We start from the raw sequence: 16,539 nt of genomic DNA, 5'->3' as shown, positions 1-16,539 counted from the left end.
GCACCGTCGCGGATGACGCGCTGCCGGCTTTGCGGCAAGCTGGGACTTGTGCAATCGCCGGAGCCGCCCGATGCCGCCACGCCACGATCGTCCCGTCGCGCTGATCACCGGCGCCAGCCGCCGCGTCGGTGCAGTGACGGCGCGCACGCTGCACGCGGCGGGGTACGACCTGGCGCTGCACTACCGCTGTTCCGGCGACGACGCCCGCGCGCTGGCCGACGAACTCGAACGCCGGCGTAGCGGCAGCACCTTGCTGCTGCAGGCCGAGCTGGCCGACTTGCCGGCCCTGCCGGCGTTGCTCGAACAACTGCTGGCGCGCTACGGCCGGCTCGACGCGCTGGTCAACAACGCCTCGGCGTTCTTCCCCACCCCGCTGGGCACGGCGACGCCGGCGCAGTGGAACACGCTGTTCGCCTCCAACGCGCAGGCGCCATTCTTTCTCAGCCAGGCGGCGATCCCGGCGCTGCACCAGGCGCGCGGCGGCATCGTCAACCTGGTCGACATCTACGCCGAGCGGCCGCTGGCGCAGCACACCGTGTACTGCATGGCGAAGGCCGCGCTGGCCGCGATGACCCGCTCGCTGGCGCTGGAGCTGGCCCCGCACATACGCGTCAACGGCGTGGCGCCCGGCGCGGTGCTGTGGCCCAGCGACGGCAAGCCGTACGCCGACCAGCAGGCGATGCTGGCGCGCACGCCGCTGCAGCGCGCCGGCACGCCCGAGGACGTCGCCGGCGCCGTGCTGTGGCTGTTGCGCGATGCGCCGTACGTCACCGGGCAGGTCATCCGCGTGGACGGCGGACGCACCCTGTCGGTGTGAGTGGTGCGGCACGTTCCACCGCGGCCCGACGCTGCCGCCCTTCGGAACGCGGCTAGCCGTCCTGGCGGTCGTACGGACTGACCAGGCCGTCCGCCGAATAGCGTTTGTATTGCCACTGGTACTGCGTGAAAGCCAGCTCCACGCATGCCTGCACACCGCGGTTGAGAGCCGCGCAAGCCGTGTCCAGACTGGGCTCGGTCAGCCCCGCCGGCGCCGGCAGCAGGTGGATGCGGTAGCCGGCGCCACGCGGCAGCCGTTCGGCGAATGCGAACAGCACGGTCGCCCCGGTGCGCGCGGCCAGCCGCGGCAGCAGCACCATGGTCAGCGCGTCGCGGCCGAAGAACGGCGCGATCTGGCCTTCGCCCGCGCGCGGCTTCTGGTCCGGCAGGATGCCGACCGTGCCGCCGGCGGCCAGCCGCTTGTACAGCGTGCGCACGCCGGCACCGTCGGCACGCACCTGCTCTGGCGCCAGCGCACCGCGCACCTTGCGCAGCAGGCCCTCGATCGCGGCAATCCGCGGCGGCCGGTACAGGATCGCCATCGGCGTCTTGCGGCACAGCCAGTAGTTCAGCAGCTCCCAGCAGCCCAGGTGTGGCGCGGCGATGATCACGCCCTTGCCCGCGGCCAGCGCGGCATCCAGCAGCGCCTCGCCGCGCACTTCGCGTACCAGCCCCAGCGCGCGTTCGGCGCCGGCGCCCCAGACCTTGACGATCTCGCTGGCCGACTTGCCGCTCTCGGCCATCACCTCGCGCAACAGCGCGACCTGCGCCCTGTCATCCAGCTGCGGGCGCGCGATCGCCAGGTTTGCCGCGGTGTTTTGCACCGTGCGGCCGCCACGCCACAGCAGCAGCCGGCCCAGCGCTGCGCCCAGGCCATGCAGCGTGCGCAGCGGCAGCAGCGCCAGCAGGCGCAGCAGCAGGTAGACGAGGTACATGTCGATACGCATAGGGTCGCCAGTGTAGCGGGCGGCGCGCCGCGACCCGCCGACTTGCGCCGAACCGGCAACCTCGTATGCTTTGCCGGTCCTTCGCCTCGCCCCGCCGCCAGAGAATGATCGCCCTGATCCAGCGCGTCCTGTCCGCCAGCGTCAGTGTCGGCGACGAAACGGTCGGCGCGATCGGCCCCGGCCTGCTGGCCCTGGTGGCGGTGCAACCCGACGACGGCGAGGCGCAGGCGAAGCGCATGCTGGAGCGCCTGCTCGGTTACCGCGTGTTCGCCGATGCGGACGGCAAGATGAACCGCTCGCTCACCGACACCGGCGGCGACCTGCTGCTGGTCAGCCAGTTCACCCTCGCCGCCGACACCCGCTCCGGCATGCGCCCCAGTTTCACCGGCGCGGCGTCGCCCGAGCACGGCCGGCGCTGGTTCGAGCGGCTGCTGGAACTGGCCCGCGCCGCACACCCGGGGGTGGAAACCGGGCGCTTCGGCGCCCATATGGTGATCCGGCTGGTGAACGACGGCCCGGTGACCTTCCGGCTCGACACCGGCTGAACGGCGGGTGCGACGCCTCGCCGGATCGAGCCCGGCGATGCACGGCAATACGGCGGTCTGGCGCGATTTTTGCGTGTCCTCCAGCGATCTTTTTCCACTTGAAAACTGGTCAAAAAAGCAGCACATCGCTATAATGTCCGGTTCTTGAACCCTGCGGCGGTCGGTGAATGAATAGCAAAGCTCCCCACGAGCAACAGTCTGAGATCAAGGCGCTCATCTCCAAGGGCCTGGAGCAGGGCTACCTGACTTACGCCGAGATCAACGACCACCTGCCCGACGACATCGTCGACCCCGAGCAGATCGAAGACATCATGGCGGTGCTCAAGGGCGTCGGCATCGAAGTGCACGACGCCGCGCCGGACACCGACCCGCTGGCCGACAAGGCCGGCAGCAGCACCGACGACGAGGCCGCCGCCGAAGAAGCCGTGGCGCTGCTCTCCGCAGTGGATTCCGAAGTGGGCCGCACCACCGACCCGGTGCGCATGTACATGCGCGAAATGGGCACCGTCGAGCTGCTGACCCGCGAGGGCGAGATCGCCATCGCCAAGCGCATCGAGGAAGGCCTGGGCCAGGTGCAGACCGCGCTGGCCAGCTTCCCGCTGACCATCGAGCTGCTGCTGGAGGAATACGACCAGCATCTGGACGGCAAGCGCCGTCTCAGCGAGATCCTGGCCGGCTTCCTCGACCTGGAGGAAGCCGCCGACCTCGCGCGCAAGGAAAAGGAAGCCGCCGCGCTGCTGGCGCCCGAGCCCGAGGTCGGTGACGACGATGCCGACACCGACGACGATGACACCGCCACCGAGGACGAGGAAGAAGCCGGCCCCAGCGGCCCCGACCCGGAAGAGGTCAAGCGCCGCATGGAACTGCTGCGCGAGCACTACGCCAAGTTCCAGAAGGCCGCGCCGAAAGCCGCCAGCATCACCGACAGGAAGATCGTCAAGCTGCGCGACCTGATGGCCGAGGAGTTCCTCAAGCTCAAGCTGCCCAGCGCGCTGATCGACGGCTTCGTGCGCAAGCTGCGCGAGGTGGTCAACGACATCCGTCACCACGAGCGCGTGCTGATGGACATCTTCGTCAAGCAGGTGAAGATGCCCAAGGCCGAGTTCATCAAGGCGTTCCCCAGCAACGAGGGCAACCTCGAGTGGGTCGCCGAGCTGAGCCGCAAGCGGCAGAAGTGGTCGCCGAACATCAAGGTCCACCGCGAGGCGATCGACGCCGAGCAGGAGAAGCTCGCCGCGATCGAGCGCAAGCTGTTCCTGCCGCTGATCGACATCAAGGACATCAACCGCGCCATGGCTTCGGGCGAGGCCAAGGCGCGCCGCGCCAAGAAGGAAATGGTCGAGGCGAACCTGCGCCTGGTGATCTCGATCGCCAAGAAGTACACCAACCGCGGCCTGCAGTTCCTCGACCTGATCCAGGAAGGCAACATCGGCCTGATGAAGGCGGTCGACAAGTTCGAATACCGCCGCGGCTACAAGTTCTCGACCTACGCCACCTGGTGGATCCGCCAGGCGATCACCCGCTCGATCGCCGACCAGGCGCGCACCATCCGCATCCCGGTGCACATGATCGAGACGATCAACAAGTTGAACCGCATTTCCCGCCAGATGCTGCAGCAGTTCGGCCGCGAGGCCACGCCGGAGGAACTGGCCAAGGAAATGGAGATGCCCGAGGACAAGATCCGCAAGGTGCTGAAGATCGCCAAGGAACCGATCTCGATGGAAACCCCGATCGGCGACGACGAGGATTCCCACCTGGGCGACTTCATCGAGGACGGCAACGCCAGCTCGCCGATCGACTCGGCCACCGAGACCGGCCTGATGGAAACCGTGCGCGACGTGCTCGCCGGCCTCACTCCGCGCGAAGCGAAGGTGCTGCGCATGCGCTTCGGCATCGACATGAACACCGACCACACGCTGGAGGAAGTCGGCAAGCAGTTCGACGTCACCCGTGAGCGGATCCGCCAGATCGAAGCCAAGGCGCTGCGCAAGCTGCGCCACCCCAGCCGTTCGGAACAGCTGCGCTCGTTCCTCGACGTCGAGTAAGCGGCGACGCCGGCATGACGAAGAAGCCCCGCCGACGCGGGGCTTCTTGTTGTCGCCCCGGGAACGCACGACCGGCTCGCCAGGAAGGCGCGGCTCGTCCTTCAGCGACGGCGCGCACCGGACACGTGTTGAAAGCCCGGCCCGGCTTGGGCATGCTCGACGGCCAGGGGGAACGTCATGCAATTTTTTCGGTTGGACCACTTCGCGGGCCATCTCAACGAGACCTTCAGGGTCGAGATCGACCAGATGAGCACGCCCTTCGTCCTGGTCGAGGCGCGGCCACTGCCGTACCAGCCGGTCGCCGGCATGGTGCGCGAGCCATTCTCCCTGCTGTTCCGCCACGAATCGGCGGTGCTTTTCCCGCAGCGCACCTACACCATGCGCCACGACGGCGTGGGCGAGTTCGGCATCTTCCTGGTGCCGATCGCGCGCGACCGCGATGGCTTCATCTACCAGGCGCTGTTCAACTGAGCATGGCGGCGATCCAGCGCATGCGCAGGTGGCCGCCGATGCCCTCCTCGACGGCGAATCCCAGGCGTTCGTAGAGCCTGCGCGCCGCGGCATTGCGCTGCTCGACATGCAGCATGACGCTGCCCAGGCCATCGCGCAGCGTACTTTGCTGCACCTGCCGCAGCAGCGCCGAACCGATGCCGCGTCCTCGCGCTGCGGCGAGCAGCGCGATGTCGATGACATGGACCTCCCGCGGGTCGCGGTACAGGTACAGGCGGCCGATGGGCCTCCCCGCATCCTCGATCACCAGGTAATCCGCCGGCTGGAAATGCGTGGCGTAGTGCAGGTGCTGCAGTGCGAACTGGCTGTCCAGGAAAGCCTGCCGCACGGCGTCGGGCCACGGCACCGCGGCCAGTTCGGCGGCGCGCACCTCGCCGTAGAGGCGGCGGAGGAACGGCAGATCCTGGTCATGCGCGTCGCGCCAGCCCACCCCTGCCGGAAGGCTTTCCCCCGAGGCGGGCAGCCAGGCCGCCCGGCTCGGGGGAAAGTTCAACGTCCCGGCTGCGCTCACGGGCGCTGAGGAAACACCCCCGACAGCGCGATGCAGAAATTCAGCGTCAGGTACGGCTGCCGGTTTTCGTGCGGCTGGCCGCCACCGGTCATGCCGACCGTCTGGATCGGCAAGGTGGTGTTGACCGCGTTGGTATTGGTCAGCATCGCCACCGACTGCGGCGTGATGACGGCATCGCCGCTGGCCGGAACGCCGGCCCGATTGGCGGCCGTCGGCTGGTTGTAGACGCGCGCGCCGTGGGCATGTGCCGGCATCTCATTGAGCAGCAGGGTGACGCTGTCCGAGCCGAAGGTTTCGCCGACCATGCGTGGCGTCAGCCCGGCGCCCTGACCCTGGCCACACGCCACGTTGCCGGTGAAGTTCGGCAACTGGTAATTGGTGGTGCCGTTGCCGCCGAACTGGATACCGAGCAGCGAGAACAGCGCCGTGTTCTGCTGGATCGGCATCAACTGGCCCTGGCACAGGGCCCAGTTCTGGGGCGCGAAGTTGAAGCCGTAGATCTGGATCTCGCCAATGAAGGGATCGCTCATGAATGATGTCCTTGTAGTCGGTCGACGGCGCTCAACCCTGCGACGGGTAGACGCCGGCCCAGGCGATGCAGAAACGCGCGGTCAGCGTGGGCATGGTGTTGTCGTGCGGCTGACTGCCCCCCACGGAACCGACGGCCGTCGCGGCCAGGTCGCCGCTGGCGATGCCTGCGGTGCTGTTCGTGTACAGCGTGTCTCCGCTGACGGCCCCCAGCTGGAGTGTGGCGGACGGCGCGGCGGAGCTTGCCGCCGAATCCGCCGCGTAGAAGACATGGCTGTGGGCCGGCAGCTGGTTCGGCAGCAGCGTGACCGTCTCGGTGCCGGCCAGCTGGCCCAGCACGTAGGTTCCCATGCCCGGCCCCGCACCCTGGTGGATCGGCACGCGGCCGCGCAGGTCGGGCAGCGCAAAGGTATTCACGCCGTCGCCACCGTAGACGGTGCCGACCAGGCTGAACAGGACATCGTATTCCGAGATGGGCAGCAGGCGGCCGTCGCAGTCGAACCAGCCATTCGGTGCGAAGTTGTAGGGAAACAGGCGGATCTCGCCAACGTAAGGTGTGGACATGGCGGGAGCTCCGGTCAGCTGCGCGAGGGGAAGATGCCATTGAGCGCGATGCAGAAGTTCAGCACCGTGTATGGCTGCAGGTTCGAATGCGGCAGCGTCTGCCCAGCGTCGTCGAGCACGTTCAGCGGAATCTGCGGGCCACCGGAGCTGCCGTAGATGCTGAGCGAGCCGGCGGCACCCAGCACGCCGTTGCCGGGAATGCGCGTGGTGCCCGCGGCGGTGTTCGCGTTGAAGGCGTGATTGTGCGCAGGAATCTGCCCGCTCGACAGCGCGACGTTCTCGACGCCGCCGGCCTGGCCGACATCCGTGCCGTTGCTGGAACCCAGCGGGGTGCGGCTGCGCAGGTCGGGCAAGGCAAAGTTCGTTGTGCCGTTGCCGCCGAACTGGGTACCCAGCAGCGAGAACAGCGCCTGATACTGGTTGATCGGCAGCAACTGGCCGTTGCAGAAAGCGAATCCCTTGGGCGCAAAGTTGAACGCCACCGGCATCACCTGCCCGAGAAAGGGTTGCGACATGAGTGATTCTCCCCTTGGATGGTTCCGGCGACAGGTCCCCGGCCGGCCCGCGCACTCTTGCGCATACCCGACGGCTTGACAAGCTCTTCGTGCACAAAGCCACAATATGCCGCGGCCGCCCTCGAGGGGCACTGAAAGGAAAAGACAGAACCGCCAGGCAGGGCTCACGACCGTCCGGCGAAGAGGTCCGGTACCGTGGCTGCTCGTTCGCGAGCCACGGCAGCTTTCACAACGCGCCGCCAGGCGTCCGCCCAACGGAACACGGGCAAACAGGGGACAAGTCATGTGGCATCCGGAGTCGAAGCATCGCGACGCGATGCGCCATGGGCTCGGCCGTAGCGTATTCGGCCGGTGGACAAGTTTCCTGCTGGTGTGCGGCATGCTGGCGCTGCCGGGCCTGTCGCGTGCGGTCTGCACGGCCTATACGCCGTCCAATGCCTCCTCCGGATCGCCGATGGCGCCCGGCACGACGATCAGCATGGACGTCACGGCGTGCAGCGCCAGCCCCGGTTTCGGCATCGGCAACATCACGTCGCTGGCAAACCACGGCACGGCGACAGTCACCAGCAACGCGGCCTCGCAGATCAGCTACTCCAACAACAACGACGGCGCCACGACGGATACCTTCCGGTACGACGATGGCTCGGGCATCAATTTCGTCACGGTGACGGTACACATCGCCCCGAAGACCTCGCCCATCACGCTCTCGCCGGCGACGATGCCCTCGGGCACCGTAGCCGTCAGCTACGCCACCCAGACCCTGAGCGCCACCGGCGGCACCGCGCCGTACACCTTCGCCGTCACCAGCGGTTCTTCCCTGCCGCCGGGCCTGACACTCAGCGGCAACACGATCTCCGGCACGCCGACCACGCAGGGCAGCTATGCGTTCTCGATCACGGCCACCGACAGCGCCAGCGTCACTGGTACGGCGAGCTATTCGGTCTCCATCGGTGCGCCGAGCGTCGTCGTCACCAACACGCCCACGGCGGCGGTCATCAACCGACCCTACGGTTTCACGCTGACCGCCGCCGGCGGCACGCCGCCGTACACCTACACGCTGGACGGCGGCACCACGCTGCCAGCCGGCCTGACCCTGGCCAGCAACGGCACCATCAGCGGCACGCCCACTGCGAGCGGCACTACCAACTTCACCGTGCGCGTCACGGACAGCAGCGGCGCCCCCGGGCCGTACTTCTCGGCCAACAACCTGTCCATCACCGTGCAGAACCTGCCGCCCCCGGTCGCCAACCCGGTGAGTGCCACGGTGGCCTACGGCAGTACCAGCAACCCGATCACCCTCAACTTCACCGGCGGTGCGCCGGCCTCGGTCGCCGTCGCTACACAGGCTGCGCACGGCACCGCCACCGCCAGCGGCACCTCGATCACCTACACTCCCGCCGCCGGCTACGCCGGCCCGGACAGCTTCACCTATACCGGCACCAACGCCAGCGGCACGTCATCACCGGCCACGGTGACCATCACCGTACCGCCGCCGACCATCAGCTACACGCCGGCCAGTCCGCCGGCGGCCACCGTCGGCGCGGCCTACAGCCAGTCGCTCGCCAGCGCGAGCGGCGGCACGGCGCCGTACACCTACGCCATCGCCTCCGGCAGCCTGCCGGCGGGCATCACGCTGGCCAGCAACGGCTCGCTGTCGGGTACGGCCACCGCGGGTGGAAGCTTCAATTTCACCGTGACCGCCACCGACAGCAGCACCGGCACCGGTCCGTTCAGCGCCACCAGCGGCTCGCTGGCGCTGACGGTGAACGCCCCGACTATTTCGATTGCGCCTGCCTCGCTGACCAACCCTGGCGTGGCCGCGGCGTATTCGCAGAACGTGACGGCATCCGGCGGCGCCGCTCCGTATGCCTATGCCGTCACCGCCGGCGCGCTGCCGCCTGGCCTGACCGTCAGCAGCACCGGCGCGATCACCGGCACGCCGACGGCCGCCGGCAGCTTCAATTTCGTCATTACCGCGACCGACAGCAGTACCGGCACTGGCCCCTACACGGGCAGCCGCGCCTACGGCATCACCGTGGGCGCACCCACGCTGACGCTGGCGCCCGCATCCGGGACGACCATCAACGGCACCGCCGGCTCGCCGGCAAGCGCCACGTTCGCCGCCGCCAACGGTACCGCGCCATACAGCTATGCGATCGTCGCGGGCGCCCTGCCGCCGGGCGTGACGCTGTCGTCCGCGGGCGCGCTGTCCGGCACGGCGACCGCGGCGGGCAACTTCAACTTCACCGTGCGGGCCACGGACAGCTCGACCGGCACCGGCGCGCCCTTCACCGTGTCGGGCAACTACACCCTCGCCGTGGCCGCGCCGACCATCACGCTGTCGCCGGGCACCCTACCGGCACCGGCGGTCGGTAACGCGTACAGCCAGGCGATCACCGCATCCGAAGCCAGCCCATCCACCTTCACCTACAACGTGAGCTCCGGCCTGCTGCCGACGGGCCTGTCGCTGGGCGCCAACTCGGGAGTGATCAGCGGCACGCCGACCGCGGGGGGCAGTTTCAACTTCACGCTCACCGCGACTGACAGCGGCGGCTTCACCGGCAGCCAGGCCTACAGCGTCACGGTCGGCGCCGGCACGGTGGTGCTGGCCCCGGCGGCGCTGGCCAACGCCACGGCGGAAACGCCCTACACGCACACCTTCACCGCCAACGGCGGCACCGCGCCGTATGCCTACACGCTGACGGCGGGCGCGCTGCCGGCGGGCCTGGCGCTATCCTCCGGCGGCGTGCTGTCCGGCACGCCCACCGCCGCCGGCAGCTTCAACTTCACCGTGCAGGCCACGGACAGCTCGACCGGCACCGGCGCGCCATTCACGGCCAGCCAGAGCTACGCTCTCACCGTGGCCGCACCGACCATCGCGATCACGCCGACCACACTGCCGGCGGGCACCGGTGGCGCTGCCTATAGCCAGAGCTTGAGTGCCGCCGGCGGCAGCGGCGGCTACACCTTCAGCCTCGCCTCCGGCGCGCTGCCGCCCGGCATCACCTTGAGCAGCTCGGGCACGGTGTCCGGCACGCTGACCACGGTGGGCAACTACAACTTCACCGTCAGCGCGACCGACGGCTTCGGCTTCACCGGCAGCCGGGCTTATACCTTCATCGTGGCCGCACCGACTATCACCATCACCCCGGCCACGTTGCCGAACGGCCAGGCCAACGTCGCCTACAGTCAGGCGCTGGGCGCGAGCGGCGGCAACGGCAACGGCAGCTACACCTACAGCCTCGCCTCCGGCGCGCTGCCGCCCGGCATCACCTTGAGCAGCGCCGGCACCGTGTCCGGCACGCCGACCACGGCCGGCAACTACAACTTCACCGTCAGCGCGACCGACGGCTTCGGCTTCACCGGCAGCCGGGCCTACACGTTCACCGTGGCCGCGCCGACCATCACCATCACCCCAGCCACATTGCCGAACGGCCAGGCCAACGTCGCCTACAGTCAGGCGCTGGGCGCGAGCGGCGGCAACGGCAGCTATACCTACAGCCTCGCCTCCGGCGCGCTGCCGCCCGGCGTCACCTTGAGCAGCTCGGGCACGGTGTCCGGCACGCCGACCACGGCCGGCAACTACAACTTCACCGTCAGCGCGACCGACGGCTTCGGCTTCACCGGCAGCCGGGCTTATACCTTCATCGTGGCCGCACCGACCATCACCATCACCCCGGCCACGTTGCCGAACGGCCAGGCCAACGTCGCCTACAGTCAGGCGCTGGGCGCGAGCGGCGGCAACGGCAGCTACATCTACAGCCTCGCCTCCGGCGCGCTGCCGCCCGGCATCGCCTTGGGCAGCGCCGGCACCGTGTCCGGTAGGCCGACCACGGCCGGCAACTACAACTTCACCATCACCGCGACCGACGGCTTCGGCTTCACCGGCAGCCAGGCCTACACGTTCACCGTGGCCGTGCCGACCATCACGCTGTCGCCGGGCATCCTGCCGGCACCGGCGGTCGGCGTCGCGTACAACCAGACCATCACCGCATCGGAAGGCCAACCAGCCACCTTTACCTACAATGTGAGCTCCGGCGCACTGCCGATAGGCCTGTCGCTGGACGTCAACTCCGGCGTCATGAGCGGCACGCCCACAGCTGCGGGAACCTATAACTTCACCATCACCGCAACGGACGGCAGTGGCTTCACCGGCAGCCAGGCCTACAGCGTCACGGTCGGCGCGGGCACGGTGGTGCTCGACCCAGGCGCGCTGGCCAACGCCACAGCGGAAACCCCCTACACTCATGCCTTCACCGCCAGCGGCGGCACGGCACCGTATACCTATTCCGTCGTCGCCGGCACGTTGCCGTCGGGTCTGGCACTGTCGTCCACAGGCACGTTGTCCGGCACGCCGACGGCAGCGGGCAGCTTCAACTTCACGCTCAGGGCCACTGACAGCAGCACTGGCACCAGCGCACCGTTCTCGGGCAGCCGGATCTACACGCTCACCGTGGCCGCGCCGACCATCGCGATCACGCCGGCGACGCTGCCGGCGGGCGGCGGCGGCGTCGCCTACAGCCAGGCGTTGAGCGCCAGCGGCGGCAGCGGCAGCTACACCTACAGCCTCGCCTCTGGCGCACTGCCGCCCGGCATCGCCTTGAGCAGCTCGGGCACGGTGTCCGGCACGCCGACCACGGTGGGCAACTACAGTTTCACCGTCACCGCGACCGATGGCCTCGGCTTCAGCGGCAGCCAGGCCTACACGTTCACCGTGGCCGCACCGACCATCACCATCACCCCGGCCACGTTGCCGAACGGCCAGGCCAACGTCGCCTACAGTCAGGCGCTGGGCGCGAGCGGCGGCAACGGCAGCTATACCTACAGCCTCGCCTCCGGCGCGCTGCCGCCGGGCATCGCCTTGAGCAGCGCCGGCACGGTGTCCGGCACGCCGACCACGGCCGGCAACTACAACTTCACCGTCAGCGCAACCGACGGCTTCGGCTTCACCGGCAGCCAGGCCTACTCGCTGGGCATCGACCAGCCCGTGCCGGTCACGGTGAACGACACCGCCACGACACCGGCCAACTCGCCGGTCACCATCGCGGTCACGGCCAATGACGCCGGCCCGATCACCAGCATCGCGGTGGCGCAGGCGCCTGCGCACGGCACGGCGGCGGTCAGCGGCCTGCATGTGGTGTACACGCCGTCGGCCAGCTTCTTCGGCAGCGACAGCTTCACCTACACCGCGACTGGCCCTGGCGGGATTTCGTCGCCGGCCACGGTCAGCGTCTCGGTGACGCCGCTGGCCGTGCCGGTCGCGGCGGCGCAGAGCGTCTCAGTACTGGCCGGCGCGTCGGTCACGATCCATGCGGCCACGGGTGCAAGCAACGGTCCATTCACCGCCGCTGCGGTGGTGAACACGCCAGCCTCGGGTACGGCGACGACACAGGGCACCGACATCGTCTACACCGCCGCCGCGAACGCCTCGGGCACGTTCGGCTTCGACTACACGCTGAGCAACGTCTTCGGCACCTCGCCACCGGCCCACGTCACGGTGACGGTCAACCCGCGTCCGGTGGCAGCCGCGCTGACGGCAACGGCGAACGCCGGCACCACGGTACAGGTCGACCTTGTCGCGCAAGCGCACGGCGGTCCGTTCACGGCTGCGAATGTGGTGTCCATTTCGCCGGCGAACGCCGGTTCGGCCACCATCGTATCCACCGGCGGCGGTGGCTACGCGCTGGCGTTCACCTCCGCCGCCAGCTTCGATGGCGTGGCGCAGATCGCCTATACGCTGAGCAACGCGTTCGCTACCTCCGCACCGGGCACGGTCGACGTTACCGTCATGCTGCGCGGCGATCCGTCGAAGAACGCCGAAGTGCTGGGCGTGCTGGAAGCCCAGGCCGAGGCGGCACGCCGCATGGCGATGGGCCAGATCGGCAACTTCCAGCGCCGCCTGGAAAGCCTGCACGACAGCGGCAGCCGCGCCGGCTTCAGCAACGGCATCACCATGAGTTCCGCCAGCAGCCAGCGGCGCAGCGACACGCTAGCCGGCCTGCAGCAGCAGGTGATGGGCGGCGGCGGCGATCCCTTCCTGGCGCCCGCAGACGCCCCGGCAACCGTTCCTGCAGCCTCCAGTAGCGGCGCGCCGGACGGCCTTGCCTTCTGGGCCGGTGGCGCGATGAACTTCGGCAAGCTGAAGCCCGGCGCCAGCTACAACGGCGTCGACTTCACCACCTCGGGCCTCAGCCTGGGCGCGGACAAGCAGCTGACCCAGTCGCTCGCGCTGGGCCTGGGCGTCGGCTACGGCCACGATGCTTCCGACATCGGCCAGCATGGCAGCCGCAGCACCGTGGACAGCTACAACGTCGCCGCCTACGGCAGTTACCGGCCCGGTGAATCGGCCTACATGGACGCGCTGGTCGGCTACCAGTGGCTGCAGTTCGACGCGCGCCGCTTCGTCACCGACAACGGCAACACGGTGCGCGGCAGCCGCGACGGCAAGCAGTGGTTCGCCTCGTTCTCGGTGGGCTACCGGCACCAGGCGGACGACATGCTGCTCACGCCCTACGGCAGGCTGGACATCGCCCGCGCGACGCTCGACGGCTACACCGAAACCGGCGACGCCGTGTTCGCACTGAGCTACCGGGACCAGACCGTCAAGACCAGCACCGCCACCGTGGGCCTGCTGGCGCGATGGACGGTCCAGCGCGACTACGGCGTATGGGCGCCGCAGCTGCGCGCGGAGTTCGGCCACGACTTGCAAGGCTCCAGCCAGGCGGCGATGCGCTATGCGGACCTGCCGTCCGGTCCGCTGTACCAGGCCACGCTGGCCCGCCAATCCCGCAACCACACCTTGCTCGGCGCAGGCATCGCGCTGCAGACGCTCAAGGGCTGGTCGCTGCGCGCGGAATACCAGAACCAGCTGGACAACACGAGCCGCGACAACCAGAGCATCCTGCTCAGCGTACAGAAGACGCTGCCACCGTGACCGGCACGGCGGCAGCGACGAACGTCGTTGCCGCCGTCCACACGGTACGCGCCGATCCTGATCGTCCGGGCGAGGTCCGGCGGCCGACTCGAAACTCACCGCCGACCGGCATGCAGTCCGCCCCGCGCCTCCTCCGGCGCCGCCCAATCGCCGCTACGCCATCCGCACCTACGGTAAACTGCCGCCCTTGCATGGGCCTATAGCTCAATGGTTAGAGCAGAGGACTCATAATCCTTTGGTTCCAGGTTCGAGTCCTGGTGGGCCCACCACGAATTTGCGCAAGCCCAGGCTTTGTGCGAGAAACCATAAAGTGGCCACTTTGGCCACTTTATGATCTCGTTGAAAGCACGACGCCCCCCGCTTTGAGTAGCGGGACGGTTTAGAGTCCGGAGTTACTTTAGCTGCTTCGCGTCGGCGGCAGGTGTCAACTCGTCCTTGGCTCGTGTGCGCTCAAACAAGTTGTCGAGCGCCGCCCGCACTTTACCTAGGAACACCGCTTCTAAAGTCGATGTTTCTTCATCCACGGCTTCCGCTCCATCAAGTCATTCCGCCGTTCTGTTCGCAAGGTCCGCTTCGGGTCGACCTATGCCCGTAGCAGCTTGCCCGGCCATCACCAGCACTGCAAGGGCAACCATCGGCGGAAGCCGACATTAGAAATCGGAGACAAATTCACCGAATGCAAGCATTTTGATCAAAACAGGTGAATGCCAATCACTGCGATAAGAGCGGCATAGTGATTCAGCGGTTCGCGGGGGCCACGTGCTCAAGAGCCCGGATCAATTCTTTAGCCTCTGGGCCCATTTCGGTGGCGCCTCCCTGATCCTTGTAGCTTTGTTGATCGCGTAGCCGTACGTAAGATACGGAGTGCGGCGGCACCACATACTCTCGAAATTTAGATTTTGCGGTCCACACGGCGTTACCCGCGCACACCAGCCTAGCTACGTCGGATTCGCTGAGTTTGACCCAACGTACCACGATGATATGGGTGACACCGCTCTCCGTACGAGTGAAACTCGCAGCGAACTTGTCCGATGGGGCGGGAGCCTCGGGGAGAGGTTCAGAGCCTTCCTTTGAACAATCCCTAGCCGAGTACGCCACTCGGCGTTCGATATCCGCTGCCACAGTGGATCCGCAGCTGAAGCCAGAAGACTCAAAGGCCATGCCACGCGTGATCTCAGGGATCTCAGGCGGAAGTCCGAAGACTTTGCCTGTTACGCCGACTGGTTCAACCTTGATCGCACCGAATTGCTGCCCGCGACATGCCGGTGCGACGGAGGCACACGCACTCAACATCCATGCCATGACGACTACGACGATGTAACGCATCCGCTGTTCCCTCTGCTTGGCCGAAATGTGGCGACTTGTCGACGCGAAAACGCCTGCTTCGGGTCGAGCGCGCATGCCAACGGGCCAGCGACGAACGCCGCCGCCGTCGGTGCCAAGAATATCACTCAGCACATCAGCTCCTACCTGATATGCGATCATGGACTTCATGGCCAGAGGCCTTTGCCAGAATGGCGGAAGCAGGGGGGATGGATGCGAAAGTTGGGAATTTGGTTGTTACTTTGGCTAGGCACAATAGCTATTGCGCTAATAGCTGGATACGTCGAATACACGCATGCGGCAGCAAGTCTGACCTGGCCAACCACTTCCGGAGTCGTTGAGGTGGCACAAGTAAATCAGGTTGGTGGTCGTTATTGGCCAAAACTCGTCTATGCGTACCAAGTTCAAGGCGTAGATCATAAGGGCCACAATATTGGCTACTTGGATCTGATGCATGGCCCTTCGCTGAATGGCTCTACCGATCCCCAGTGGCCCCGTGACCACTTGGCGCACTTGTCGTTCGGTGACCGCGTGACGGTGCACTACGATCCCTCCAAACCTAGTCAATCATTGTTGTTGGTCGCGCCAATCAACTTCTGGCAATGCGTGCCAGGATGGGGATTCTTCTTGCAGCTGGTTGGAGCCACTGCGCTAATGCAGCGGCTGTTCGTTACAAGAAAGGTGTGGCTCATCGTGCCTGGTCTCTTTTGCATTTTCGCATTGTGGGTGTGCTTTTTCATTTCTATGAGGCCACCCGACTGAAGTGCCCGCTTGGGATGACGAAAGTTTCCGCCACGGTCGATCGAGGTTGCGCATGCATCCCGTCTCGACGCGCGGCGCGGCCTGCAGCTGCCCGCCTTACGCATCCTGTGCCCGCGCGAGACGCATGCGGATCGATGCCCTCGCCCGGCATTCGGCCGTATCGGCGCCGATGAAGAAATGTACGGTCGGCTCGCCCAGCACCACGCGTACACAATCACGCTGCAAATCGACCACACGTAGACCGTTCGCAGTGAGGTCGGACGTCTCGTAGGGATGGCTGACCTGCGTAGTGACAGGCAAACCGGCCGCGTCGCGCAGCGTGTTGCCATCGGCATCCACGGCCCGGGCGCGCGCGTTGACATGGGTGGCACCGGTCAGCTCGGCCATGGTTTCGATCCCCACGGCGATCAGCGCATCGGTATCCAGTTGCACGATGATGTCCTGAAAGCGCGCCCACGGGGGTTGCGGATCAAGTTTCACGTGCGAAGGTTGGTTGGCGCTCATGGTGGTTTCGTGGCGTGGCGTTGGGCAGCCGCCCG

General features: G+C 67.3%; 14 protein-coding genes and 1 tRNA gene. 7 read left to right on the top strand and 8 right to left on the bottom strand.

The window, feature by feature from the left end:
- The first annotated feature begins 70 nt into the window (after positions 1 to 70).
- Positions 71 to 817 carry a pteridine reductase gene (locus R2APBS1_RS01095; RefSeq protein WP_015446524.1) on the top strand — a complete coding sequence of 249 codons (747 nt, stop codon included), beginning with the start codon at positions 71 to 73 and terminating at the stop codon, positions 815 to 817.
- A gap of 52 nt (positions 818 to 869) precedes the next feature.
- Here the strand turns inward: R2APBS1_RS01095 and R2APBS1_RS01090 are convergent, their stop codons facing one another.
- Positions 870 to 1,763: an LpxL/LpxP family acyltransferase gene (locus R2APBS1_RS01090; protein WP_015446523.1), complete on the bottom strand. Its 894-nt coding sequence runs from the start codon at positions 1,761 to 1,763 to the stop codon at positions 870 to 872.
- 104 nt (positions 1,764 to 1,867) lie between these two features.
- On the opposite strand from R2APBS1_RS01090, the gene dtd reads away from it, so the two are divergent.
- The 3 genes from dtd to R2APBS1_RS01075 all read left to right on the top strand — a co-directional run bounded on the left by dtd (position 1,868) and on the right by R2APBS1_RS01075 (position 4,824).
- Positions 1,868 to 2,308 (top strand): D-aminoacyl-tRNA deacylase, encoded by a 441-nt coding sequence (gene dtd / locus R2APBS1_RS01085; protein ID WP_007508873.1) that lies wholly within the window; start codon positions 1,868 to 1,870, stop codon positions 2,306 to 2,308.
- 167 nt (positions 2,309 to 2,475) lie between these two features.
- Positions 2,476 to 4,353 (top strand): RNA polymerase sigma factor RpoD, encoded by a 1,878-nt coding sequence (gene rpoD, locus R2APBS1_RS01080; protein ID WP_007508871.1) that lies wholly within the window; start codon positions 2,476 to 2,478, stop codon positions 4,351 to 4,353.
- A gap of 177 nt (positions 4,354 to 4,530) precedes the next feature.
- Positions 4,531 to 4,824, top strand: a complete 294-nt coding sequence (locus R2APBS1_RS01075; RefSeq protein ID WP_007508868.1) for a DUF6916 family protein — start codon at positions 4,531 to 4,533, stop codon at positions 4,822 to 4,824.
- Here the strand turns inward: R2APBS1_RS01075 and R2APBS1_RS01070 are convergent.
- From R2APBS1_RS01070 to R2APBS1_RS01055, 4 genes are read right to left on the bottom strand one after another with little or no spacing between them, the layout of a single operon-like run.
- Complete coding sequence (locus R2APBS1_RS01070) at positions 4,817 to 5,374, bottom strand: GNAT family N-acetyltransferase (protein WP_015446522.1); 558 nt, start codon at positions 5,372 to 5,374, stop codon at positions 4,817 to 4,819. The genes R2APBS1_RS01075 and R2APBS1_RS01070 overlap by 8 nt on opposite strands.
- A complete protein-coding gene (locus tag R2APBS1_RS01065) occupies positions 5,371 to 5,904 on the bottom strand; it encodes a phage tail protein (RefSeq protein WP_007508865.1) in 534 nt (177 codons plus the stop codon). The genes R2APBS1_RS01070 and R2APBS1_RS01065 overlap by 4 nt, the downstream gene beginning before the upstream one ends.
- Before the next feature lie 31 nt (positions 5,905 to 5,935).
- On the bottom strand, positions 5,936 to 6,466 hold the full coding sequence (locus R2APBS1_RS01060; RefSeq protein WP_015446521.1) for a phage tail protein: 531 nt from the start codon (positions 6,464 to 6,466) through the stop codon (positions 5,936 to 5,938).
- Between the two features lie 14 nt (positions 6,467 to 6,480).
- Positions 6,481 to 6,981 carry a phage tail protein gene (locus R2APBS1_RS01055; protein WP_015446520.1) on the bottom strand — a complete coding sequence of 167 codons (501 nt, stop codon included), beginning with the start codon at positions 6,979 to 6,981 and terminating at the stop codon, positions 6,481 to 6,483.
- Between the two features lie 283 nt (positions 6,982 to 7,264).
- On the opposite strand from R2APBS1_RS01055, the gene R2APBS1_RS01050 reads away from it, so the two are divergent.
- Together R2APBS1_RS01050 and R2APBS1_RS01045 are read left to right on the top strand one after the other, a co-directional pair.
- Positions 7,265 to 13,915 (top strand): putative Ig domain-containing protein, encoded by a 6,651-nt coding sequence (locus R2APBS1_RS01050; RefSeq protein WP_015446519.1) that lies wholly within the window; start codon positions 7,265 to 7,267, stop codon positions 13,913 to 13,915.
- Positions 13,916 to 14,108: 193 nt separating this feature from the next.
- A tRNA-Ile gene (locus R2APBS1_RS01045) sits at positions 14,109 to 14,184 on the top strand.
- A gap of 123 nt (positions 14,185 to 14,307) precedes the next feature.
- Here the strand turns inward: R2APBS1_RS01045 and R2APBS1_RS20615 are convergent.
- Both R2APBS1_RS20615 and R2APBS1_RS19965 read right to left on the bottom strand, forming a co-directional pair.
- Positions 14,308 to 14,439, bottom strand: a complete 132-nt coding sequence (locus R2APBS1_RS20615; RefSeq protein WP_255325567.1) for a hypothetical protein — start codon at positions 14,437 to 14,439, stop codon at positions 14,308 to 14,310.
- A gap of 214 nt (positions 14,440 to 14,653) precedes the next feature.
- Positions 14,654 to 15,409, bottom strand: coding sequence for a hypothetical protein (locus R2APBS1_RS19965; protein WP_015446518.1), 756 nt, complete (start codon positions 15,407 to 15,409; stop codon positions 14,654 to 14,656).
- 42 nt (positions 15,410 to 15,451) lie between these two features.
- On the opposite strand from R2APBS1_RS19965, the gene R2APBS1_RS20675 reads away from it, so the two are divergent.
- Complete coding sequence (locus R2APBS1_RS20675) at positions 15,452 to 16,000, top strand: DUF3592 domain-containing protein (protein WP_015446517.1); 549 nt, start codon at positions 15,452 to 15,454, stop codon at positions 15,998 to 16,000.
- 96 nt (positions 16,001 to 16,096) lie between these two features.
- Here the strand turns inward: R2APBS1_RS20675 and R2APBS1_RS01040 are convergent, their stop codons facing one another.
- Entirely contained in the window at positions 16,097 to 16,504 is a 408-nt protein-coding gene (locus tag R2APBS1_RS01040) for a hypothetical protein (protein WP_015446516.1), read from the bottom strand.
- Between the last annotated feature and the right edge of the window lie 35 nt (positions 16,505 to 16,539).

Origin of the sequence: Rhodanobacter denitrificans (assembly GCF_000230695.2) — a bacterium.
Classification (GTDB): Bacteria; Pseudomonadota; Gammaproteobacteria; order Xanthomonadales; family Rhodanobacteraceae; genus Rhodanobacter; species Rhodanobacter denitrificans.
Note: the sequence above shows the minus strand (reverse complement) of the source record. Positions and strands in the feature narration are given on the sequence as shown.